Raw genomic sequence first — 22118 nt, 5'->3', positions numbered from 1 at the left:
CTCCGCCTAGGAGGGCAATCCCCCTAGCGCGCCAGCATCGGGCCGAGCGGCTCGCCTCCGAAGATGTGCGCGTGAAGGTGCGGGACCTCCTGGCCTCCGCGCATGCCGATGTTGGCGAGCACCCGGTACCCCTGCGCGACAAGTCCCTCTTCGCGCGCGACCTTGCCGACGGCGCGGATGAAGCCCGCGATTTCCGCGTCCGATGCCTTCTGCGAGAAATCGTCCCAGGACACGTAGGACCCTTTCGGGATCACCAGGATGTGGACCGGTGCGAGCGGATTGATGTCGTGGAAGGCGAGCGCGGAGTCGTCTTCGTAAACCGTCTTTGACGGCAGCTCTCCGCGAAGGATGCGGGCAAAGATATTATTGTCGTCATAGGGTTGGGTCGGATCGATCGGCATGCGCTGACTCCGCTTGACCGGGGGCGCTGCCTCGCTACCACCTTTGAATATGAGCGACGAGACTCCGGAAAGCCTCATTCCGTACGACGAGATCGTGCAGGAAGCTTTGCGCGACGTCGTCGGCCGCGTGCTGCGGGAAGTGGAAGCGACGGGCGCCCTGCCGGGCGAGCATCATTTCTACATCACGTTCAAGACGAAGATGCCGGACGTCAGCATTCCGAAGCATTTGATCGAACGTTTTCCGGACGAGATGACCATCGTCCTTCAGCATCGCTTCTGGGACCTCAAGGTCGGGGACGACTGGTTCAGCGTCGGCCTTTCGTTCGGAGGCGTGCCTTCGACGCTTCACGTTCCCTTCGCGGCCGTAACCGATTTCGTCGACCCGGCGGTCGACTTCAGCCTGAAATTCCAGGCGAATAGCGGCGACGAGCTTCACGAGGAGCATGAGGAAGCGGAGAACGACGCTCCGGTCAGCGAGCCAAGCGAAGACGGCTCCAACGTCGTCAATGTCGACTTCACGCGCAAGAAGTAGCCGCGGCGGCCAGCGGGCCGCGCTTGTTTCCCCATACCTTTAGGCGCTAGGCGCGCCCTCGAAACGTCCCGGCATTCGGGCCTCGAGCGAGGGATTCCATGAAGACGACGCGCACCGAAACGGACAGCTTTGGCCCGATCGAGGTTCCGGCGGATTCCTATTGGGGGGCACAGACCGAGCGATCGATCGAGAACTTCCCCTTCGGCCCCCGCGAGCAGATGCCGCTGGAGATCGTCCACGCCCTCGGCTTCATCAAGCAGGCGGCCGCGAGGGTGAACGCCCGCATCGGCGGGCTCGACCCGAACATCGCGGAGGCGATTCAGCAGGCCGCGGCGGAGGTCGCGCGCGGCGATCTCGACAACCAGTTCCCGCTGGTCATCTGGCAAACCGGTTCCGGCACGCAGTCCAACATGAACGCCAACGAGGTGATTGCCGGCCGCGCCAACGAAAAGCTGACCGGCAATCGTGGCGGCAAGGAGCCGGTTCACCCCAACGATCACGTCAACAAGGGGCAGTCGTCGAACGATAGCTTCCCGACGGCGCTCCACGTAGCAGCGGCCTGTTCGGTCAATTCACGGCTTTTGCCGGCCCTTCGGACGATACAGGCGAAGCTGTCGGAGCTTTCCCAGCGCTGGGATGGCATCGTGAAGATCGGCCGCACCCACCTTCAGGATGCAACCCCGCTGACGCTCGGCCAGGAGTTCTCCGGTTACGCCCAGCAGGTCGCGGACGACATCGATCGTGTCGAGGGCGTCATGCCGCGCGTCTATCGGCTGGCGCAGGGCGGTACCGCTGTGGGCACCGGCCTCAACGCGCCGAAGGGTTTCGGAGAGGAGTTCGCCAAGGAAATCGCGAACCTGACGCGCCTTCCCTTCACCAGCGCGCCGAACAAGTTCGCCGAAATGGCGGCTCACGACACGATGGTCGAGCTGTCCGGAGTGCTGAACGTCATCGCCGTCTCGCTGACGAAGATCGCCAATGACATTCGCCTACTCGGCTCCGGGCCTCGCTCAGGCCTTGGCGAGCTGATCCTTCCGGAGAACGAGCCGGGCAGCTCGATCATGCCGGGGAAGGTCAACCCGACCCAGGCGGAGATGCTGACGATGGTCGCGGCGCAGGTGATGGGCAATCACGTCGCCGTGACGGTCGGCGGCATGCAGGGCCATTTCGAGCTCAACGTGTTCAAGCCTTTGATTGGCGCGAACGTCATTCGCTCGATCAACCTGCTCAGCGTCGGCGCCGAGAGCTTCACCAAGCGGACGCTCGACGGGCTCGAAGCCAACGAGAACCGTATCAGCGAGCTAATGGGCCGCTCGCTCATGCTCGTCACGGCTCTTGCGCCGGAGATCGGCTACGACAATGCTGCAGCCATCGCGAAGCATGCGCACAAGACGGGCAAGACCTTGAAGGAGGCGGGCTTGGAACTGGGGCTGGTGGACGAACAGACCTTCGACCGTGTGGTGAAGGCCGAAAACATGATCGGCCGCTGATGCGCCGAGGGTTCGCTCTCGTGGCGCTGCCGTTGGCTTTGGCGGCGTGCGATACGATCGCGCCCGACCTGAAACCCGCCTACGGCCATTTTGGGGGCCCGCAGGTTGGCGTCGTGCTGGAAGGCGGCAGTGGCAAGGTCGACTTCGACTGCGCTTCCGGCACGGTCGACGAGCCGATTTTCGATGCCAAGGAAGGCGTTTTCAGCGTCAAGGGCACCTACCGGACCGGCCATAGCGGCCAAATCAAGGTGGGGCAGATCTTCCGCTCTCAGCCGGCGACCTATTCGGGCACGCTGGTGAAGGACGACATGATGCTGACCGTCACGCTTGAGGACGGCGAGGTGCTGGGGCCTTACAAGCTGCAGCGCGGCGTGCCGCCGCAGCTGACGCGCTGCCCCGACTAGCTATCGCAGCTTGTAGGCGAAGCGGATCCCGAGGTTGTCGATGCCGGGGTTCTGGTCGGTGAATAGCTGGCCGTGGCTCATGTGGACCCAGCTCGCCTCCACCGTCAGGCGGTCGTTCACCCGGGCGCCAATCCCGAGTTCCGGCTCGATCAGAACGCGGGTGCCGAACTCCAGCTCGTCATTCCCTTCGATCTGGTAGTCCTTGGTCGATCCGTTGTGAATCGCCAGGCCGACGCCAGGCCGGATGAAAACCTTGTCGCCGAACTTCATTGAGAAGCCGGCCGCAGCGTAGCTTGTGGCGCCGGACGAGTTCAGGGCCACGAAGACGTGCGGCTGGAGCGGCGTCTTCCCAATGCGGCCGCCGCGATAGCCAAGCTGGAAGTCCACTCCTGGCTCGACGCCGGCAATGGTGACGAACGTGTCGACGTCATGGACGTAAAGTCCGCCGATGATCTCGCCCGCATGTGCCGGCGTTGCGAAGGCGAGTCCGATCCCGATCGGAATCGCGACGCGTATAAATTTCAAAGTCATGCTCCCAAGGCGTGTGTCAGGGCCTCAATGCGCAAAGGCCGAGAAGAGTGCCGAAGCCGATCCTCCGGACTGCCACGCCTTAATTGCATCATTCGGCGCGAGAAGCATCCATACATTGAGCGTCAGATTGTCGCGAATCACGAAAAGGGGGATCAGCTCCAGCGCAAGGACGATGGCGATAGACCAGCGTACGGACAGTCTCCGCGCGAGCGAGAAGCCGAGCACCATCATGGCGATGTCCGACATCGAATTGATGACGCTGTCTCCGGTATAGCCGAGGGCGGCCGTCTCCTCCCGATAGCGGTTGATGACCATCGGCGTGTTCTCGACCACCTCCCACGCTGCCTCGATCGCCAGCGCCACGAGGAAGCGACGTTCCAGCGGCCATTTGCGGAACGCCAGCCAGAGGATCGCGAAGAATAGGAACCCGTGAACGACGTGGCTGAGGCTGTACCAGTCGCTCAGCATCTGGCTCGTGCGCGAGCTGTTCGCCTGGGCAACCCACAGGCCGATCTTGCCGCACGTGCAGATGGGTGGCCGCCCCATCAGGAACAGGAGCGCGGCCGTCGCTGCGAGGATGAGGAGCGCGGCGACTGCCGTGCGCGTGGTTCGGTTCATTCCGTCTAGGCTTAGCAGAGCGAAGCGGCTTGCAAAGCACTGCTGCAGGGTCGATCAATCGCTGCCATGCTGCGTGCCTACGGCCCCAATTGCGATGGAAGCATCATCGATCCGAACAAGGGCCAGCTGATCCCGGACGACGCCACCTGGATCGATCTCGAAGAGCCCACGCGGGAAGAGGACAAACTCGTCGAGCAATGCGTCCGCGTCCAGGTTCCCACTCGGGAGGACATGAGCGAGATCGAGCCGTCGAGCAGGCTCTACGAGCAGAATGGCGCGCTCTACATGACCTTGGCGGCCCTTTACGGCGTCGAGGAGGGACACCCCAAGAGCGATCCGATCGGCTTGGTCCTGACCTCCGATCGGCTGGTCACCGTTCGCTACGTCACGCCTAAGCCGATCCGCGCGTTCCAGCACCATGCGCGGCAGGACAAGTCCCTCGTCCGGGACGCTCTGACAGCCACATACCATCTGCTGGACTCGATCATTGACCGTCTTGCCGATGAGATTGAAGAAGTGAGCCGTGAGGTCGAGAAGATTTCCACGCACATCTTCATCCGTCAGCCGAACGCACGGCGGATTCCCGCGGACCGCTTGACTGCTCTGCTGAGTCGGATCGGCCGGGCTCAGTCGCTTCTGGCGCATATTCGTGTGACGGGGCTCAGCACGGCCAGACTGCTGAGCTTCTTCCTCGCCTCCGATAGGCTCCACTCGGCAGATGCGAATGGCATTCGGGGCCACATCGAGGCGCTTCTCAGCGACACCAAGGCTCTAGCCGATCACAGCGCGTTCCTCGGCGACAACCTCACCTTCCTGCTGGACGCCTCGCTCGGCCTGATCAGTATCGAACAGAACGCCGCGATGAAGCTCTTCTCCTGGGCGGCGCTGATTTTCCTTCCGCCGACCCTGATTGCTGGCGTCTACGGAATGAATTTCGAGCATATGCCGGAACTCAAGTGGATCTTCGGCTATCCGATGGCTCTGCTGCTGATGCTCGCCAGCGCTGTTCTGCCTCTCTGGTACCTGAAGCGCCGCGGCTGGATTTAGGCGCGTTTGCCGCTTGCCTGTGTGATTGCTAAGGGCCTCCCCGCTGCCCATCTAGCGGGCGCCCCCACCTAAACACGCACACAGGACCCCTTCGATGATTCCGACTGGACAGGACAGCCTCAAAACTCGCTCAAGCCTGGCCATCGGGGACCGAACTTACTTCTATTACTCGCTGCCGAAGGCGGCGGCGCAGCTCGGCGACGTCAGCCATCTGCCCTTCTCGATGAAGGTGCTGCTCGAGAACCTGCTCCGCTTTGAGGATGGCGCGACCGTCACACGCGACGACCTCCAGGCGATGGTTGACTGGCAGAAGGAGCGGACGATCTCCCGCGAGATCCAGTACCGCCCGGCGCGCGTGCTGATGCAGGACTTCACCGGCGTTCCCGCAGTGGTGGACCTCGCCGCGATGCGCGATGCGATGAAGCACCTCGGCGGCGATCCGCAGAAGATCAATCCGCTGGTCCCCGTTCACCTCGTCATCGACCACAGCGTGATGGTCGACGAATTCGGCACGCCAAAGGCGTTCGACCGCAACGTGGAGCTGGAATATGCCCGCAATGGCGAGCGCTACGAGTTCCTGAAGTGGGGCAGCCAGGCGTTCGACAACTTCAAGGTCGTCCCGCCGGGCACGGGCATCTGCCACCAGGTCAACCTGGAGCACATCGCCCGCGGCGTCTGGTCGGATCAGGACGACAATGGCGAGACGGTCGCGTTCCCCGACACGCTCGTCGGGACCGACAGCCACACGACCATGGTCAACGGTCTTGGCGTTCTCGGCTGGGGTGTGGGCGGCATCGAGGCGGAAGCTGCCATGCTGGGCCAGCCCGTTTCCATGCTCATCCCGGACGTCGTCGGCTTCCGCCTGTCAGGCGCCCTCAACGAGGGCATCACGGCGACCGACCTCGTTCTGACCGTGACCCAGATGCTGCGCGCCAAGGGCGTCGTCGGACGTTTCGTGGAATTCTACGGTCCGGGCCTCGACACCATGAGCGTCGCTGATCGCGCGACCATCGCCAACATGGCGCCGGAATATGGTGCGACCTGCGGCTTCTTCCCGATCGACGACCGCACCATCGAATATATGCGCCTGACCGGTCGTCCCGAGGAGGACATCGAGCTGACGCGCGCCTACTGCCAGGCGCAGGGCCTCTGGCGCGACAGCTCCAGCCCGGATCCGGTCTTCACCGACACGCTTGAGCTCGACATGAGCACGATCGAGCCGTCGCTCGCGGGCCCGAAGCGTCCGCAGGACCGCGTCGTGCTTTCCGACGTCGACGACCAGTTCAACGCTGAGCTGGAGGGGACTTACAAGAAGCATAACGACCCGCGCGTTGCGGTCGAGGGTGAGGAATTCGAGGTCGGCAATGGCGACGTAGTCATCGCCGCGATCACGAGCTGCACGAACACCTCCAACCCGTCAGTGCTGGTTGCGGCCGGTCTCGTTGCCCGCAAGGCGCGCGAGTTCGGCCTCGAGCCGAAGCCGTGGGTAAAGACCAGCCTCGCTCCGGGAAGTCAGGTGGTGACGGATTACCTGAAGGCGAGCGGTCTGCAGGAAGACCTCGACGCCATCGGCTTCGACCTTGTCGGCTACGGCTGCACGACGTGCATCGGCAACTCGGGTCCCCTGCCGGAAGCGATCAGCAAGGCAATCAACGAAAACGACCTGGTTGCGGTCAGCGTCCTGTCGGGCAACCGCAACTTCGAGGGTCGGGTGTCGCCGGACTGCCGCGCGAACTACCTCGCTTCGCCGCCGCTGGTCGTCGCCTACGCCCTGAAGGGCACGGTTCGTGCGGATCTGGCTCACGAGCCGATCGGAAAGGCTCGCAACGGGCAGGACGTGTTCCTCAAGGACATCTGGCCGTCCAACGAGGAAATCCGTGCGCTGATCGATGCGCACGTCCATTCCGACATGTTCCGTAATCGCTACGCCGACGTCTATCGCGGCGACGAGCGCTGGCAGAAAATTCCGGTCTCGGGTGGCGACACTTACGGCTGGCCGGCGAGCTCCACCTACATCCAGAACCCGCCGTACTTCACGGGCATGACGATGGAGCCGGTTCCGCCAGGCGATATCGAACGCGCCCGGCCGCTTGCGGTGTTCGGCGACTCGATCACGACCGACCACATCTCGCCGGCGGGCGCGATCAAGCCGGACAGCCCTGCGGGCCGATACCTGCTGGAGCGCCAAGTCAGCCGCGGCGAGTTCAACAGCTACGGCTCACGCCGCGGCAACCATGAAGTGATGATGCGCGGCACCTTCGCCAACATCCGCATCCGCAACCGCATGCTCGACGGCGTAGAGGGCGGCTTCACCCGGTATGCGCCGAGTGGCGAAACCATGGCGATCTATGATGCCGCAATGCTGTACAAGCAGGACGGCCGTCCGCTCGTGATCATTGCCGGCAAGGAATATGGCACCGGCAGCTCGCGGGACTGGGCGGCCAAGGGCACGGTCCTGCTCGGCGTCCGGGCCGTGATTGCCGAGAGCTTCGAGCGTATTCACCGCTCGAACCTCGTCGGCATGGGCGTCCTCCCGCTTCAGTTCCAGCCGGGTGAGAGTGCGGACAGCCTCGGCCTCGACGGCACCGAGAAGTATACGATCGATGGGATCGGCGAGCTGAGGCCGCGCCAGGACGTCACGGTGCAGGTCATCAAGGACGACAGCCGCGAGTTCACGTTCACGGCTCGGTGCCGCATCGATACCTACAACGAGCTGGAGTATTTCAAGTCGGGCGGCATCCTGCCCTACGTGCTGCGGAAGCTGGCGGCCTGAGCGCCGTCGAGATCGCGGTGGAGGTCGCCGGCTGGTCCGGCGCCATCCTCATCCTTCTCGCCTATCTGCTGCTTTCGATGGGCAAGCTGACGGGTCAGTCGCTTGCCTATCAGGCCATGAATATCGTCGGAGCGGCCGGGTTCGCCATCAATGGATGGTGGCATCGTGCGCTGCCGTCCGCTGCCTTGAACGTGATCTGGATGCTGATCGGCGCCATCGCCTTCAGTCGGCTGTGGCGGCGAGGTCGAGCCACGGCGGAATGATCGCATCGCCGAGGTCCTCTACCCGGCGATGCTCCACGGCTAGCCCGAGGTTCTCGTAAAACACGCGGGTGCGGGGACCTGCTTCGGTGGCGGGCACGACCACTAGACGGCGATTTACCTTTTGCCGCCAATTCATGCGAGCCGTGTTTTCCTGCCCGACGAAGCAGCCCTTGGTGAAGCTGACGCCGTTCAGCTCGGCGGCGTTGCATTCGAGCCAGAGGATGTCGCCTAGCTCCGCCCGCCCTTCGCAGACGCCGAGGCGGAGGCGATGCTCCAGCCATCCCGATGCAGGCTCGCCTTGCGAGGCAAGCCAGCGGCGGCCGAGGTTTTGCAACCTCGGATCGGGAACGCCTTCGTTGTCATCCAGGGACCAATGCATGGCCAGTGACGGATCGGGCTCGATGCGGATCGGACGGCGCAAGCGGTACACCGTCAGCCGCTTTACGAGGTCGTCGGCCGCCTTCGCCTCGCAGTCGAGCAGCAGGTCGTCGCCATCGGCCCAGACGAGGAAGTCGAACAGGCACTTACCCTGCGGCGTCAGCAGCCCCGTCCACACCGGCAAATCGGCGGCGACGTCACTGGTGACTAGGCCTTGCAGGAAACCGCGAACGTCATCGCCGGAGAGGCGGATGAGGGCGCGGTCGGTGAGGGTGGTCGCGGGCATGGGCTTCAGTTAGGGAGCCCGCAGTGACGATGCAAAGCCTCACCATCCGCCGCCCCGACGATTGGCACGTTCACCTGCGCGACGGCGACATGCTGCGCGTGGTCGCTCCATTCACCGCCCGGCAGTTCGCGCGGGCGATCGTGATGCCGAACCTTGTCCCGCCCATCACCACACTCGGAGCCGCCGTCGATTATCGCGAGCGGATTTGGGACGCGGCGGGCCGGGAGTTCACGCCACTCCTGACCTATTACCTGACGGACGACGCGGACGCCGAGGTCATCGACCATGGCTTCAATGACAATGTCTGGACAGCGGCGAAGCTTTATCCCGCCAACGCGACCACCAACTCCGCCTTCGGAGTGACGGACCTTCGCAATATCTATCCAGCGCTTGAGCGGATGCAGACGATCGGCATGGTGCTGTGCATCCATGGCGAGGTCACCGACCCCGACGTGGACGTGTTCGACCGAGAGTCGGTCTTCATCGACCGCATCCTGACCGGGTTGGTGAGGGACTTCCCGAACCTCAAGATCGTGCTCGAGCACATCACGACGGCCGAAGCCGCTCAGTTCGTCCGGGATGCGTCCGAGAATGTCGCGGCGACCATCACTCCGCAGCACCTTCACCTCAACCGTAACGCGCTCTTTCACGGCGGGCTCAGGCCGCACGCCTACTGTCTGCCGGTCGTGAAGCGGGAGAAGCATCGGCTTGCGGTTCGCGCGGCCGCGACCTCCGGCTCACCCAAATTCTTCCTCGGCACGGACAGCGCTCCCCATCCACGTCACGCGAAGGAATCCGCGTGCGGATGCGCGGGGATCTTCAACGCGCCGTACGCTCTCGAAAGTTACGTGGAGGTGTTCGAGGAGGAGGGCGCGCTGGACAAGCTGGAGGGCTTCGCGTCCGAGCATGGCGCTCGCTTCTACGGCCTGCCGCTGAACGAGGGGACAGTGACGCTTAACCGGGAAGCGAATGACGTGCCCGATCGCTTGGGCGTTGGGGACATCGATCTGACGCCATTTCACGCGGGCTCGGAGCTGCGCTGGACTTTCGTCGACTAACTCAGTCGCATTTACCCGCTATTGCCTGAACCGGACTCGCCGATCACCGCAGCGAAATGTTTCTCGACAGCTGCGTAACATTCGCAGGCGTTCCGTTCGAGGCCGCGACGGTCGAGCACGATGATGCGGCCACGCTTGATCGTGATCAGTCCCTCATCCTGCAACGTCCTGACGACCGCGTTCAGGGTCGTCCGCTGGACCCCTAGCAGTCCCGCAAGTGCTTCCTGCGTCAGTTCGATCCGATCGCCTGCGCGATCCTGCGCGGTCAGCAGCCATCGCGCGGCACGCTGGTTGATGGGGTGCAACGCGTTGCAGGCAGCCGACTGTTGAACCTGCGCGAGGAGGTAGTCCGAGTAGCGGCAGAAGATGTTGGAGATGAACCCCGACTGCCGCTTCGCCCGCTCGATGGCTTCCATGGGCACGCGCATCGCAGAGCCGGAAACCTGGACTCGCGCATCGCCGAACGCCGGTGCGTGACCGCAGCTGATGATTCCCCCGACCGCCCCTTCACGGCCGATCGAAGCGACTTCAATGGAACGACCATCCGACAGCTGGACGACCAGTGAGATCATGGTCGACCCGAACGGGAAGTAGCTCCATTCAACGTCCTGCCCGCGCGTCTGCACGCGCTCGCCGACCGGAAGCTCGACCCGTTCACCGACGGCCAGAAGGAGTTCGCGGATTTCCTGAGAAACGGTCTTCAGCAGGAGATTGCCCGCAAAAGCCTCTTCGAGCGGATTTAGCTCGGCTACGGAATCGAGCATTTTCAACTGGTGCCCCATCGACTCACACGCAGGTCATTACGCCTGCGGTATGTCTTATAACAGGGGTTATTCACGAATGTCATAACCTACATCGTAATGGGCTCGACCTTTCGCTGGCTCGCGGTCAGGTAGCAGTCTGCGACCAAGCGCAGTGGTCGGACATCAACGGAACTCCTGCGCTCGTCGATCAGGTCCACGAATTCGCGATAAATATCCGGATATTCGCCCGCTCCTGCGAGATTTTGCTCCTCGCCGTCGATGAACAGCCGGGCTCCGCCGTCCTCCAGCAAGACCGTCCGCCCGTCGCTTGTGCGGATGTCGATCGTCCATTCCTCGCCCTCGGTGCGGCGGAAATCGAGGCTGGCGTGGAGAGCCCCGTCGGCAACCTCACTCGCAAAGTCGATTTCTGCGGCAATGGGCGTCTGAGCGTTGGACGGGACGCTTAGGTCCGCCGAGCGAACGAACAGCGCACCCGGGAAGATGGCGGTGACGATGGAGAAGGCGTTGATGCCGGGATCGAACACACCGAACCCGCCGGCCTCCCAAATCCACTGCTGGCCGGGATGCCACTTGTGGACGTCTTCTTGCCAACTGATCTGCATGCTCGCGATCCGCTTGCCGGCGAGTGCCTCGGCGGCGACCGGCACCGACGGATTGTGCCGTGAGTGCCAGGTTGCATAGAGCGTCACGCCTTTAGCTTCCGCCAGCGAGGCCAGATCGTCGATCTCGCTGAGCGTGACTGCAGGCGGCTTTTCCAGGAGGACGTGCAGCCCCTTCTCGATGCAGGTGGCAGCGATCTCGTGGCGGACCGACGGTGGCGTGGTGATGGCGACCGCCTCGAGGCCCTCGGCCTTGTCCAGCAGCTCGCGCCAGTCGACAAAGATCGGTTCGACCCCCTGTCCGGAGCGGCTCGACGTGGCGACCAATTCGAAGCGCGGATTGCCGGCTAGGGACGGGACGTGCTGGTCGGCGGCAATCTTGCCGTACCCGATAATGGCGATCTTGATCGGTTTCATCAGCCTCTCACTGCAGTGACGTAAGCGCGGGCCTTTTCGAGAGTGGCTGCGGCGTCCTGGCCGGGCTTGTAGAGCCCACCTCCTAGACCGAAGCCGTCGGCTCCTGCGGCCAGCCATTCGGGCACGGATTCGGGCGTGACTCCGCCGACGACGATGAGCGGCACGTCCTTGGGAAGCACCGCCTTCTGCGCCTTCACGACGGCGGGAGACGCTGCCTCGGCGGGGAATAGCTTGATCGATTGCGCTCCGGCGCGGATGGCGGCGAACGCCTCCGACGGGGTGAAATAACCCGGTGAGGACACCATTCCTGCGGCCACCGTCGCTTCGATGACGGGGGCGCTGGTGTTGGGGGACACCACGAGCCGCCCGCCGGCCTCCGCGACCCTTGGAACGTCCGCTGCGTCAAGCACCGTACCCGCGCCAACGAGGGCGCGATCGCCGTAGGCTTGCGAGATGATCCGGATGCTCTCGAAGGGATCGGGCGAATTGAGCGGAACCTCGATGATTCGGATACCGCCCTCGTAGAGCGCTCCCGCAATCGCCTCCGCATCTACCGGGGTGACGCCGCGGATGATCGCGACGAGCGGGCATTCGGCGAAGTAGCGACGGAAGTCTTCAGCTGCGCTCATCGATCAGCTCCACGATCTTTCTTGCCCCCGCCAGGAATGCCCTCTCGCCATCGACCTCACGCGGCTGTCGGCCTGCAATGCGCAGCGCCTCGGCATAAAGCCGCGTCAGCTCAGGACGGCCCATTACGACGATCTCGCTGTCGGAGCCCTCACGAAGGCCTGTCCGGACATCGGTACCGATCAGCAGCCCGCTTCCGTACGACGATGCATCCTCGGCATTTGCCTGCCCTAGAAGGACCCGCGCGCGGATCTTGAACAATTCGGCGGTCAGGCAATCGTTGGCCAAGGCGTGGCGAACCCCGTGCGCGAAGGCCTCGTCGGGTTCGACCGGCCTCGAAAGCAGGTCGGACAGGATGCTGTGCCCCTTGAGGAGATTGAACAGCTCGCCCGTCATCACGGTCATGAAACGCGCGATCTTGCCGCCCAGAAGCCGCGCCCATTTGTTGTGGGTGCCCGGGTGGCAGACCAGCGCATCGGGTGAGACCAGTCCCGCGGCGAACGCGCCGAGCAGCTGGACCTCTTCGCCGCGCATGACATCGGCTTCATCCGGATCCACTAAGGAAACGCCTGGCACGATCGCGGTGCGGCCTTCCTCCGGCCAGACCAGGGCGGCCGTCAGGTCGTCGAGACCCGCTGGGCATGGGACGTACGGAGCCTCGATCCAGCCACGGTTGGATCCGACCATCCCCGCGAGCAGCAATGGCTTGTCGCCAAGGCGCTCGCGAATCTGGCCCACGGCCTTGCCGAAGCCATCCTTGCCGAAGCCATCCTTGCCGAAGCCATCCTTGCCGACGGACAAGATGCCCTTGTCATCCTCGAACTCGTCGACGCAATTGCCGTCGCCATCGAGGAGGTAGGCGCGGCGGTTCGTGGTGCCCCAGTCGGCCGCGATAAATGCATCTGCCCAGCGCATGAACTTGTCCCGATAGCGAAAAACCGCGGGAACGCGACATAGCTCCCACGGTTTTCTTTTCGGACCACGAAGCTATCGGGACGCGGGGCGAACGCGAATCGTAACCGCCGGCGGGCGGCCAAGGAGAGTGGACAATCGCAAACTTCATGTTCGCGACCGGGATCGAAAACAGCATCCCGACGATCAACAATGGAAAGACCCGTGTCGACCAGATGGAGCTCTGCGGGCACTACGAACGCTGGCGGGACGATTTCGACTGCGTCCAGGATATCGGGATCGAATATCTCCGCTACGGACCGCCGATCCACAAGACGTACCTAGGGCCCGGCAAGTATGACTGGGAATTCGCGGACATCACCTTCGCGGAGCTGAGGAAGCGCGACATCACGCCGATCGTGGACCTCTGCCACTTCGGCGTTCCCGATTGGATCGGCAATTTCCAGAACCCGGATTTTCCGCTGCTCTTCGCGCGCTACGCCTCGGCGTTCGCCGAACGCTACCCCTGGGTGCAGCTGTACACGCCGGTGAACGAGATGTTCATCTGCGCCATCTTCTCGGCCAAGTACGGCTGGTGGAACGAGCAGATGAAGACGGACAAGTCGTTCGTCACGGCGCTCAAGCACATCGTCAAAGCCAATGTCCTGGCGATGCTCGAGATCCTGAAGCATCGCGCGGACGCGATCTTCATCCAGTCAGAATCGTCAGAATATTTCCACGCCGACAGCCCCGCCGCGATCCACGGGGCGGAGCTGATGAACGCCCGCCGTTTTCTCAGCCTCGACCTCAACTACGGCCGTCGCGTCGACAGCGACATGTACGAATATCTGATGGATAATGGGATGACCCGGGAAGAGTACCACTTCTTCCTGAGCAACCGGCTGAAGCAGCACTGCATCCTCGGCAACGACTACTACCGCACCAATGAGCACCGCGTGTTCGAGAACGGCCACACGACGGCGTCGGGCGAGGTGTTCGGCTACACCGAGATTACGCGGCAATATTACAACCGCTACCGCCTTCCGATCATGCACACGGAGACGAACCTGGTCGAAGGGCCGGTGGGCGACGAGGCCGTGCACTGGCTCTGGAAGGAATGGGCGAACGTCCTCCGCCTGCGCAACGTCGGCATCCCGACCGTCGGCTTCACCTGGTACTCGCTGACCGACCAGGTCGATTGGGATACCGCGCTTCGTGAGCAGAACGGCAACGTCAACGCGCTTGGCCTGTTCGACCTCGACCGCAACATCCGCAACGTCGGCCGCGCCTACAAGCGCCTGATCCGCGACTGGCGCGAGGTCCTTCCGGCCTCGAGCCTCTGCCTGACCGTCCCCATCGTTCCGCCGTCGCATTACGACATGGCGCATGCGCGCGAGCAGGAAGAAGCGGCCCGCCGTCGCCTGAGCAAGGAACAGATCGACCTCGGCGCGCGCAACAGCTCGGCGGACTACGCATGAAGATCGGCAAGATCGAAACCTTCTACGCTCCGCCCCGGTGGCTGTTCGTCCGCGTGGAGTCGGACGACGGCTCGTTCGGCTGGGGCGAAGCCAGCCTCGAAGGCTGGGCGGAAGCCGTGGACGGCGCCTTCGCCGCCTTTCGCGACCGCTTCATCGGCGCCGATCCGTTCCGTATCGAGGACATCTGGCAGGTCGGCTATCGCGGCGGCTTCTACCGCGGCGGCGCCGTGCTGATGTCGGCACTGGCCGGGCTGGAGCAGGCGCTGTGGGACCTGAAGGGCCGTGCGCTCGGCCTGCCGGCGTGGCAGATGCTTGGTGGCAAGGTCCGCGATCGGGTGCGCTCGTACGCGTGGATCGGCGGCGATCGTCCGCACGAGATCGCGGAGGCCGCGGAGGTCCGGAAGAAGCAGGGCTTCAACGCGGTCAAGATGAACGCGACCGCCGAGCTCGACTGGATAGGCACGCCCAAGGCGTTCGACGAAGTGGTGAGGCGCGTCGAAGCGGCGCAGGCGCAGGGCATGGACGTCGGTCTCGACTTCCACGGCCGCGTCCACCGGCCTCTCGCGAAGCAGCTCGCCAAAGCGCTGGAGCCGCTTGGACTGCTCTTTATCGAAGAGCCTCTGCTCTCGGAAAATCCCGAAGGCCTGGCGGAAATCGCAGCCCATACGGCGACGCCGATTGCGCTCGGGGAGCGGCTCTACAGCCGTTGGGACTTCAAACCCTTCTTCGAATCGCGGGCCGTAGACATCATCCAGCCCGACCTCAGCCACGCGGGCGGGATTCTAGAAGTGCGCAAAATCGCTGCGATGGCGGAGGCATACGACATCGCCGTCGCGCCGCACTGCCCGCTCGGTCCGCTGGCGCTGGGCGCATGCCTGCAGATAGCAGCGTGCACGCCGAACCATGCGATCCAGGAGATCAGCCTCGGCATCCACTACAATACCGGCGGGCACGATCTCCTGAACTTCTGCACGAACAAGGAAGCGCTGACGCCGATCGACGGCTACCTGCCAGTTCCCGAAGGTCCGGGCCTGGGAGTCGACATTGACGAGGCCGCGGTGCGCGAAGCCGACAAGGACCGCCATCGATGGCGCAATCCCATCTTCCGTACGAAGGACGGCAGTTTCGCGGAGTGGTGAGCCGGCGCTGTGGTCACGCCCGGGTGCTCAGGCTACGCGGCGAATCCGGCGCTTGGCGACATGGTCCTCGCGTTCGAACTCGACGTCGTCGAGCTTGCCGCGCAGCTTCTCGATCTCCGGATCCGGTGCCGGCAACGTCGTGCTTGAATAGCGCTGCTCGCACTCGGCCTCCTCGGGCGTCAGCTCGCGGAAGTAGCTGACGGAAAGACGACGGCCGAACACATCGTCGCCTTTCATGCGAAGCTCAGGATCGGATTCCGGCGGAAGATTGTCGCGGATGGCCGTGAGCGTGTTGATCAGCTGATCGAGCGAGGTGTACTCGCTGATCTCGATAAAGTCCTTGACGCGTCTACCCATTTTCCTCTCCCCGGACCCCGGGGCCTCAATTACCGTTTGCCTGAATTGCGGCGCAACATTTGATGCGGATTTATCCCCAACGAAGTTGCCGCTCTGTGAATGTTTTCTTTGGGTTAGGTTTAGATTGCCATGTCCTCAGACCTGCTGATCCTGAATTCGACGGACCTCGAACTTGGGCTTAGTCCTTCAATTGGCGGCGCAATTTCGCATTTCCGCTACAAAGGCCCATCGGGCCAAACCCCAATATTGCGCGAGGGCCACAGTCAGCTGGAAAACGTCCTCGAGGCGGGGAGTTTTCCGCTCGTGCCCTTCGTTAACCGAATTCGGGGCGGCACGTTTTCCTTTCGCGGCCAGCAGGTTACCCTTTCGCCCAACATGGCCGGCGACCCTAGCCCGCTTCATGGCGACGGCTGGCTCAACCCATGGTCGGTCGACCGGGCTGACGAAGGATCGGCCACGCTCAGCTACCGTCACGAGCCCGCGGAATGGCCCTGGGCCTACGAAGCGACGCAGGAGTTTCGGCTCGACGGGCCGGTGCTCGATGCGCGACTGACCTGCCGCAATGTCTCGGACAGGCCGATGCCGTGCGGGCTGGGCCATCACCCCTACTTCTTCTGCACGTCGCAGACGCGGCTACTCACGCAGGCGAGCCATGTCTGGACGATCGACGAAAGGGTGCTCCCCGTTGCGCAAGTGCCCGCTACCGGCCGATACGATCTGACGGACCGGCTGATCTGCGGGCAGGATCTCGACAACGGCTGGGGCGGATGGTGCGGCGAGGCGCTGATCACCGATCCGTCCTGGCCGTTCGAGGTTCAGATGAGCTCTCCGCAGGCCCGCTTCTTCCAGGTTTACTCGCCGCCGACCGGCGGAATCTTCGTTGCAGAGCCGGTGAGCCACGCGAACGCCGCGCTCAACGCGCCGGAAGGCGACTGGGCGATGCTGGGGCTGAGGATTCTCGAACCCGGAGAGGCGATGGAACTCGATATGCGCCTCGAGATTCGCGCTACGGCGTAGTTTGGCGCCTAAGCCGAACTGAGAGCGGCAAGCGGTTGAAGCTTCGCGAAGCGCCCTATATAGCCGCGCCGCTAGCGCCGCTTCCGGAGACGTGGGTGAGTGGCTGAAACCAGCGGTTTGCTAAACCGCCGTACGGGGGATTCCCGTACCGAGGGTTCGAATCCCTCCGTCTCCGCCACGACGTCATCCGTCGCCATTCGCGGCAGTTCAGATTAGCCCGGTAATCCGCCAACGTTCTAGCGATGTTCCGCCACTGGGGTTCGTTGACCTTCGCCTATAGCCGCTGCATATTGGGGTAATAGGCGAGGGAATGCGGATGGCCCTAACCGTAAAGCAAGTTCTGAACGCTAAGCCCGGCCGGCATTCTGATGGGAAAGGGCTCTATCTCCTCGTTAAGCCGAGTGGATCGAGGTCATGGGTGCTCCGAGTTCAACACCGGGGTCGTCGACAGGACTTCGGCTTGGGATCGGTGGCTATGGCGCCGATTGATGTGGCGATACCTCTTCACAAGCGACGTTCACTGACGCTTGGAGAGGCGAGGGAAAAGGCCCGGATCGGTCGGGAACTCGCAAAAGCCGGCATCAACCCGTCCGCCGAGTGGCGTCAAGAAGAAGAGCGAATCCCGACTTTCACAGACGTCGCGGAGGAGTATCACGCACAAGTCTCAAAGTCTTGGCGAAACGGAAAGCATGGCGATCAGTGGCTCAACACACTTCGAGCCTATGCCTTTCCCACGATGGGTAAACTGAAGGTCGATGAGATCGATGCAGCCACGGTGCACCGGGCGCTACTTCCAATCTGGCTTTCCAAAGGCGAGACCGCCCGACGCGTCCGTCAGAGAATTGGCGTGGTTCTGGATTACGCGCACGGGAAAGGCTGGCGATCGTCGGAAGCGCCGATGCGCGCACTCGCTCAATTAATGAGCGGCATCAAGCAGCCTAAGGGCAATAACTTTGCTGCCATGCCCTACAGGGATGTGCCCACTTTCATGAGCAAGCTGGAAGCGAGCGACTTTTCGGTAGGACGCAAGGCTTTGCACTTCCTCATTTTGACCGCGGCGCGCTCAGGCGAGGTTCGCAAGGCACGGTGGCGCGATGTAGACCTGGAAGCGCGCGAGTGGCGGATACCCCCAGAGAATTCGAAGACCGCCCGTCTACACATCGTCCCGTTAGTTCCAGCCGCAGCCGCAGTTCTGCAAGACCTTCGGGAAGCATTTCCTGGCAAGCCGAACGACTTGGTTTTCCCCGGGTTGAACGGGCTCATGAGCGATGCCACGCTCGCCAAAGCGCTTCGAGTTGCGGGCGGAGATCAATTCACTGTGCACGGTTTCCGCTCGGCGTTTCGCGATTGGGCCGCGGAAACGGGTTTCGCCGATGCTTGGGCTGAAGCCGCACTGGCACACACCAACCCCAACCGCACCGAGAGCGCCTACAAGCGGACGACTTTTTTCGAACAACGTAGAGACAAGCTCATGCCTGCGTGGGCGTCCTTCGTGACGAACAAATCGTCAAACATCATTTCGTTGGCGGAGAGTCGTGCGTGACATCCAGCACGCGAGAAGATGATCTGTTCACGCAGCTCCTCCTTACCGAACCGCGCATCGCGAGACTCACCCAGACAGCCGTAGCGACCGCCTTGGCCGGATTTCGTTTGGACCCGCTCCGCGAGCTCAAATGGGTTGCCCGAGCTATTCAGGGGGCGCTGTACACCAGTCTTAGGTCGGCCGACGAAAGTGCGGAGCGCCCCTCCAACGCTGATACGCGAGACGAATTGCTCAAGCTATCCACTCAGGCCGCCAAGCTATGGGCCGCACTCGTCGAGCGATCGGATGCCGCTGATAGCGCCATATGGGACCATGCCTTCGGGCGCTGGACCGGCGAAGGGGGCGTCGAGGTCGACGGAATAAGCATCGGTGAGCCGACGGAATATGGAAAATTCAGGGAAGCCGTTTCTCATGTCGAGGCACTGGCGGGACTGTTGCGACGGTCAGCCGATGAGTTGAAACCCCAAGTCCCAAACTGGAGACGTGCCGAGCAACGGGAGGAAAGGATATTCCGAGCGCAGTGCCTCTCACCAATTTATCAGTCAGCGTTCGGTCAGGAGCCAACCGTGAATACCTGGCCCGGAACGAAGTCATTGGGGCCATGGCCAGACTTTTACCAACGCATTGTCTCCATGGCCTTTGGGGAGCAAGCAACGCCCGATTTGGAAGGCGTGCTCGATGAGGCTCGTCGACGCGATAAGATGTTCAGGGTGACATTCGCAGCAGGCGTGATCCCCGACTAACCCCTTTAGAGGCGACCGGCGAGATACCGTATAATTCGCTCTAGTTCGAAGGGCTTTGGCCCTGCGTCTGAACTGGAGGGAATATTGATTGAGGAGCCTCTTGCCGTCCCGCCCAAAGTCGCATTCGCCGCTATCGGCGTAGGCAACACGCGCGGATACGAACTCATCAATGAAGGCTTGCTTGAAGCCTTCAAGATTGGCCGGTCGACAAGGATCACGTGGGTAAGCGTGAAACGCCTAGTCGAAGGCTCACCTCGCGTGGCGCGCAGCATGTGAAATCGTGAGGTTCCTGCTGGGAGGCTAGAAACGCTGGCAGCAGGAACGACACGCCATACCAGCGGGGTCCGGTCATAGTGGCAAGCCCAGTCCGAAAGGTGGAGGGGCGGCCGGCGGCGCGAAGGACAGCGTCGAAAGCAACCACCGAGTTTCTGGCTACCTTCAGACCAGAAGCGCCTTTGTCGCTCGTCCCGGCTCCGAAGCCATGAACGAAGTGGGCATAGGCCGGACTGCCTTCGCCAAATGGCGGGGGTAGTCGTCCTATGCCCGGAGCGCTGAGCCCTTCCAAAGCCATGAATACTGGGGAGTAGTTGATGTTAGACGGTGATGGCGCCCGCGAAAGACCGAGGATGTCGGCGGTCCTGAAGAAGTTGAGCGCGAAGGCAACGGATCGGCTGATGAAGCGTCCGGCAACCCCGGAGATTGAGATCGGACAGACAGACGGTTCCTGGGAGTTTCAGTCGCCATACCATATCGAGGACCATGACGACTGGGAGGCATTGTTGTTCGATGCCTTCGCAACTCGATCCGCTCCTGCGTTCCACGCATTCACGACGCAACTCTCGCATCTCTGTTCGACAGAATGGCGAGGGGATCAGCAGACATGGAACCCCGTTCAGTGGGAGTTGAGGGCCGCGATTCAGATTGTTCGGAGCTTGCGCCCACGCAACGAGGCCGAGGCATGTCTCGCGGCTCAGATGGTGGCGGTGCACCTGATGCAGTTAAAACTGAGCGCCCAGGCCCTAAACAACGGATACCCAGAACCACGTAGCTGCGCGATCGCCGGCAAACTCGCGCGCACTTACGCAATGCAACTCGAAACGATGGCGCGGCTCAAGGGTAAGGGGACCCGCCAGCGCATCACCGTCCGCAAGACATCGACGCATGAACACAGGCACATTGATTTGCACCAGGGGGATATCGAAAATGGGGACCAACCCCATGGACCAAGAGGAGCGCAAGCAGCGGAAATCAAAGCGGTTAGCCAACCTGAGAGCTGCGCAGCGCTGCTTAGCCCGCACGCGTCAGGGCACGCCCTGCCAATGCCCAGCGATCACGGGAAAAACGCGGTGTCGTCTTCACGGCGGAGCAGACGGAGCGGGGGCGCCAATCGGCACCGATAACGGGGCATACCGTCACGGGGGGTGGACCAAAGGGGCGGTCCGAGCACGCCGGCAAGCTGCGAGGCTTCTGAAGGCCTTGCAGGCAGCAGGCCCCTCATGCTGATTGTGCCGACAGGCGAGTTCGCGAGGATTCGGACTTCGCCAAGGGGGTTCCGCGTGTTTGAACAGACTTTCCGAAATATTGATGACGTCCTCTGGAAAGAGGAAGGCTGCACCACAGAGCTGGACTACGTCGAACAAACCGCTGGCTTCTGTTTCTCAAGTACCTGGATGACCTCGAGAACGAGCGGGCGCTAGAAGCAGACCTCGCTGGACGAACGTACTCGCCGATCATCGATGCAGCACACCGCTGGGGTCGTTGGACTGCTTCGGGGTCGCATTTACGACGGCGCATGTGGATCGGCCGGTTTCCTTTGCGAGGCATCTCTTCCTGACCGTCGGACATCAACCATTTGGCATCCTGATGCGGGCGTCGACGTGGTGCTCGCTAACCCGCCATTCGGCGGCAAAGAGCGGCCCGAGATCACTGTTCTTCGAGAAGGGCGAGGCCACACGGCAGGTCTGGTATCTCGATCCGGGCCGCACCCTGGGCAAGACCAATCCACTCAACGATGCGGAGGATCAAATAGGGGGTGGGCAGACATAGAGGCGGCAAGCTACGGCCCTGAATGGGGACGGCTTCGTCTGGATCTGCTCGCCGCAGGTCGCCAGATGTGGTGCCACAACCTAGGGCCCAGTGAGCAGGTCGCGGAGATCCTTGCGCAATGGCTCGGATCGATCGACTGCGGAGAGCAGGAGATGGACATGTCGGAGCGCAAACCTCACGGCGCAGTGCCGCGCGAAATGAGAGAGAAGCGCGTTGAGGAGCGGGAACAGAAGCGCGACGAGGATGCGAGGGCTGAAGATGAGGCTTTGGATGACGCTGTGAGACGCAGCATTAAGGACCATGGAGCCTGAAATGAATGAGGCTCTCCGCCAATATGGATATTTGATCGCGCTAGTCGCAGTTGGCGCGGTTCTCGTTGCCTACATCGCCCGGCACCGACAGCGCCCCTGACGGGCCGCGCTGGGATGCGGCGCCAGCAGACAGAGCGGTTGGCAGCGGCCGCAGTCCCCGGCTAAGCCGCAACGTGAAGACTGGGTCGCATGTGCGCCTCGAGGAGCGCGTCGTATCGCTGAGCCATTTCTTCATGGGCCGCGATTGCACGGGGGTGCATGGCGGCCTTCGCCATCTGGCGCTCCGTGATCGCGCGCTCGAGGAAATACTCGCTGTCATTCGGGAACATGGCGCTCTCATGCGGGAACATTGCACATACCCCTGAGATCGGGCGGGAGCGCGACGACTTGTCTCTCAGGCGCTGC

At 62.8% G+C, this 22118-nt stretch carries 25 protein-coding genes and 1 tRNA gene; 16 read left to right on the top strand and 10 right to left on the bottom strand.

The features are described 5' to 3' along the window. Window positions 1-23 precede the first annotated feature (23 nt). On the bottom strand, window positions 24-401 hold the full coding sequence (locus LZ016_RS10675; RefSeq protein WP_241447354.1) for a histidine triad nucleotide-binding protein: 378 nt from the start codon (window positions 399-401) through the stop codon (window positions 24-26). Window positions 402-450: 49 nt separating this feature from the next. Between LZ016_RS10675 and LZ016_RS10670 the strand changes: the two genes are divergently transcribed. The 3 genes from LZ016_RS10670 to LZ016_RS10660 all read left to right on the top strand — a co-directional run bounded on the left by LZ016_RS10670 (window position 451) and on the right by LZ016_RS10660 (window position 2827). Further along, complete coding sequence (locus LZ016_RS10670; RefSeq protein WP_241447353.1) at window positions 451-933, top strand: SspB family protein; 483 nt, start codon at window positions 451-453, stop codon at window positions 931-933. A gap of 98 nt (window positions 934-1031) precedes the next feature. Further along, the gene (fumC, locus tag LZ016_RS10665) at window positions 1032-2423 is read left to right on the top strand and encodes a class II fumarate hydratase (RefSeq protein WP_241447352.1); all 1392 of its coding nucleotides are present in this window, start codon (window positions 1032-1034) and stop codon (window positions 2421-2423) included. Further along, window positions 2423-2827 (top strand): hypothetical protein, encoded by a 405-nt coding sequence (locus tag LZ016_RS10660; RefSeq protein ID WP_241447351.1) that lies wholly within the window; start codon window positions 2423-2425, stop codon window positions 2825-2827. The genes fumC and LZ016_RS10660 overlap by 1 nt, the downstream gene beginning before the upstream one ends. On the opposite strand, the gene LZ016_RS10655 is transcribed toward LZ016_RS10660, so the two are convergent. Both LZ016_RS10655 and LZ016_RS10650 read right to left on the bottom strand, forming a co-directional pair. Further along, entirely contained in the window at window positions 2828-3352 is a 525-nt protein-coding gene (locus LZ016_RS10655) for an acyloxyacyl hydrolase (protein ID WP_241447350.1), read from the bottom strand. Window positions 3353-3382: 30 nt separating this feature from the next. Beyond that, window positions 3383-3976 (bottom strand): DUF2585 family protein, encoded by a 594-nt coding sequence (locus LZ016_RS10650; protein WP_241447349.1) that lies wholly within the window; start codon window positions 3974-3976, stop codon window positions 3383-3385. Window positions 3977-4042: 66 nt separating this feature from the next. On the opposite strand from LZ016_RS10650, the gene LZ016_RS10645 reads away from it, so the two are divergent. From LZ016_RS10645 to LZ016_RS10635, 3 genes are all read left to right on the top strand, one after another. Beyond that, the gene (locus LZ016_RS10645; RefSeq protein ID WP_241447348.1) at window positions 4043-5023 is read left to right on the top strand and encodes a magnesium transporter CorA family protein; all 981 of its coding nucleotides are present in this window, start codon (window positions 4043-4045) and stop codon (window positions 5021-5023) included. Between the two features lie 94 nt (window positions 5024-5117). Next, window positions 5118-7796 carry an aconitate hydratase AcnA gene (gene acnA / locus LZ016_RS10640; RefSeq protein WP_241447347.1) on the top strand — a complete coding sequence of 893 codons (2679 nt, stop codon included), beginning with the start codon at window positions 5118-5120 and terminating at the stop codon, window positions 7794-7796. Window positions 7797-7813: 17 nt separating this feature from the next. Continuing rightward, window positions 7814-8059: a CBU_0592 family membrane protein gene (locus LZ016_RS10635; protein WP_241447346.1), complete on the top strand. Its 246-nt coding sequence runs from the start codon at window positions 7814-7816 to the stop codon at window positions 8057-8059. On the opposite strand, the gene ygfZ is transcribed toward LZ016_RS10635, so the two are convergent. Next, on the bottom strand, window positions 8019-8723 hold the full coding sequence (ygfZ, locus tag LZ016_RS10630; RefSeq protein WP_241447345.1) for a CAF17-like 4Fe-4S cluster assembly/insertion protein YgfZ: 705 nt from the start codon (window positions 8721-8723) through the stop codon (window positions 8019-8021). The two genes, LZ016_RS10635 and ygfZ, sit on opposite strands and share 41 nt — an antisense overlap. 29 nt (window positions 8724-8752) lie before the next feature. On the opposite strand from ygfZ, the gene pyrC reads away from it, so the two are divergent. Then, complete coding sequence (pyrC, locus tag LZ016_RS10625) at window positions 8753-9781, top strand: dihydroorotase (protein ID WP_241447513.1); 1029 nt, start codon at window positions 8753-8755, stop codon at window positions 9779-9781. Window positions 9782-9792: 11 nt separating this feature from the next. Here the strand turns inward: pyrC and LZ016_RS10620 are convergent, their stop codons facing one another. The 4 genes from LZ016_RS10620 to LZ016_RS10605 all read right to left on the bottom strand — a co-directional run bounded on the left by LZ016_RS10620 (window position 9793) and on the right by LZ016_RS10605 (window position 13103). Next, entirely contained in the window at window positions 9793-10545 is a 753-nt protein-coding gene (locus LZ016_RS10620) for a Crp/Fnr family transcriptional regulator (protein WP_241447512.1), read from the bottom strand. Window positions 10546-10631: 86 nt separating this feature from the next. Next, the gene (locus LZ016_RS10615) at window positions 10632-11561 is read right to left on the bottom strand and encodes a Gfo/Idh/MocA family protein (RefSeq protein WP_241447344.1); all 930 of its coding nucleotides are present in this window, start codon (window positions 11559-11561) and stop codon (window positions 10632-10634) included. Beyond that, on the bottom strand, window positions 11561-12190 hold the full coding sequence (locus LZ016_RS10610) for a 2-dehydro-3-deoxy-6-phosphogalactonate aldolase (protein WP_241447343.1): 630 nt from the start codon (window positions 12188-12190) through the stop codon (window positions 11561-11563). The genes LZ016_RS10615 and LZ016_RS10610 overlap by 1 nt, the downstream gene beginning before the upstream one ends. After that, the gene (locus tag LZ016_RS10605) at window positions 12177-13103 is read right to left on the bottom strand and encodes a 2-dehydro-3-deoxygalactonokinase (RefSeq protein ID WP_241447342.1); all 927 of its coding nucleotides are present in this window, start codon (window positions 13101-13103) and stop codon (window positions 12177-12179) included. The genes LZ016_RS10610 and LZ016_RS10605 overlap by 14 nt, the downstream gene beginning before the upstream one ends. A gap of 146 nt (window positions 13104-13249) precedes the next feature. On the opposite strand from LZ016_RS10605, the gene LZ016_RS10600 reads away from it, so the two are divergent. Both LZ016_RS10600 and dgoD read left to right on the top strand, forming a co-directional pair. After that, window positions 13250-14557 carry a family 1 glycosylhydrolase gene (locus tag LZ016_RS10600; protein ID WP_241447341.1) on the top strand — a complete coding sequence of 436 codons (1308 nt, stop codon included), beginning with the start codon at window positions 13250-13252 and terminating at the stop codon, window positions 14555-14557. Beyond that, the gene (gene dgoD, locus LZ016_RS10595) at window positions 14554-15696 is read left to right on the top strand and encodes a galactonate dehydratase (RefSeq protein WP_241447340.1); all 1143 of its coding nucleotides are present in this window, start codon (window positions 14554-14556) and stop codon (window positions 15694-15696) included. The genes LZ016_RS10600 and dgoD overlap by 4 nt, the downstream gene beginning before the upstream one ends. A gap of 27 nt (window positions 15697-15723) precedes the next feature. Here the strand turns inward: dgoD and LZ016_RS10590 are convergent, their stop codons facing one another. After that, window positions 15724-16053, bottom strand: a complete 330-nt coding sequence (locus LZ016_RS10590) for a hypothetical protein (protein ID WP_241447339.1) — start codon at window positions 16051-16053, stop codon at window positions 15724-15726. Window positions 16054-16182: 129 nt separating this feature from the next. Between LZ016_RS10590 and LZ016_RS10585 the strand changes: the two genes are divergently transcribed. From LZ016_RS10585 to LZ016_RS10560, 7 genes are all read left to right on the top strand, one after another. Beyond that, window positions 16183-17070, top strand: a complete 888-nt coding sequence (locus tag LZ016_RS10585; protein ID WP_241447338.1) for an aldose 1-epimerase — start codon at window positions 16183-16185, stop codon at window positions 17068-17070. A gap of 85 nt (window positions 17071-17155) precedes the next feature. Next, window positions 17156-17248 (top strand) — tRNA-Ser (locus LZ016_RS10580). 132 nt (window positions 17249-17380) lie between these two features. Continuing rightward, on the top strand, window positions 17381-18613 hold the full coding sequence (locus tag LZ016_RS10575; RefSeq protein ID WP_366512904.1) for a tyrosine-type recombinase/integrase: 1233 nt from the start codon (window positions 17381-17383) through the stop codon (window positions 18611-18613). Then, window positions 18610-19356, top strand: a complete 747-nt coding sequence (locus LZ016_RS10570; RefSeq protein WP_241447336.1) for a hypothetical protein — start codon at window positions 18610-18612, stop codon at window positions 19354-19356. The genes LZ016_RS10575 and LZ016_RS10570 overlap by 4 nt, the downstream gene beginning before the upstream one ends. Before the next feature lie 626 nt (window positions 19357-19982). Continuing rightward, the gene (locus LZ016_RS10565; RefSeq protein WP_241447335.1) at window positions 19983-20756 is read left to right on the top strand and encodes a hypothetical protein; all 774 of its coding nucleotides are present in this window, start codon (window positions 19983-19985) and stop codon (window positions 20754-20756) included. Beyond that, on the top strand, window positions 20686-20859 hold the full coding sequence (locus LZ016_RS15710; protein ID WP_366512912.1) for a hypothetical protein: 174 nt from the start codon (window positions 20686-20688) through the stop codon (window positions 20857-20859). The genes LZ016_RS10565 and LZ016_RS15710 overlap by 71 nt, the downstream gene beginning before the upstream one ends. A 360-nt stretch (window positions 20860-21219) precedes the next feature. Next, window positions 21220-21402, top strand: coding sequence for a hypothetical protein (locus LZ016_RS10560; RefSeq protein ID WP_241447334.1), 183 nt, complete (start codon window positions 21220-21222; stop codon window positions 21400-21402). Window positions 21403-21874: 472 nt separating this feature from the next. Here LZ016_RS10560 and LZ016_RS10555 read toward each other — a convergent pair whose 3' ends face one another. Further along, complete coding sequence (locus LZ016_RS10555) at window positions 21875-22063, bottom strand: hypothetical protein (RefSeq protein ID WP_241447333.1); 189 nt, start codon at window positions 22061-22063, stop codon at window positions 21875-21877. Window positions 22064-22118 lie beyond the last annotated feature (55 nt).

This window comes from Sphingomonas telluris, assembly GCF_022568775.1.
In the GTDB taxonomy this organism is placed as follows: domain Bacteria; phylum Pseudomonadota; class Alphaproteobacteria; order Sphingomonadales; family Sphingomonadaceae; genus Sphingomicrobium; species Sphingomicrobium telluris.
Note: the sequence above shows the minus strand (reverse complement) of the source record. Positions and strands in the feature narration are given on the sequence as shown.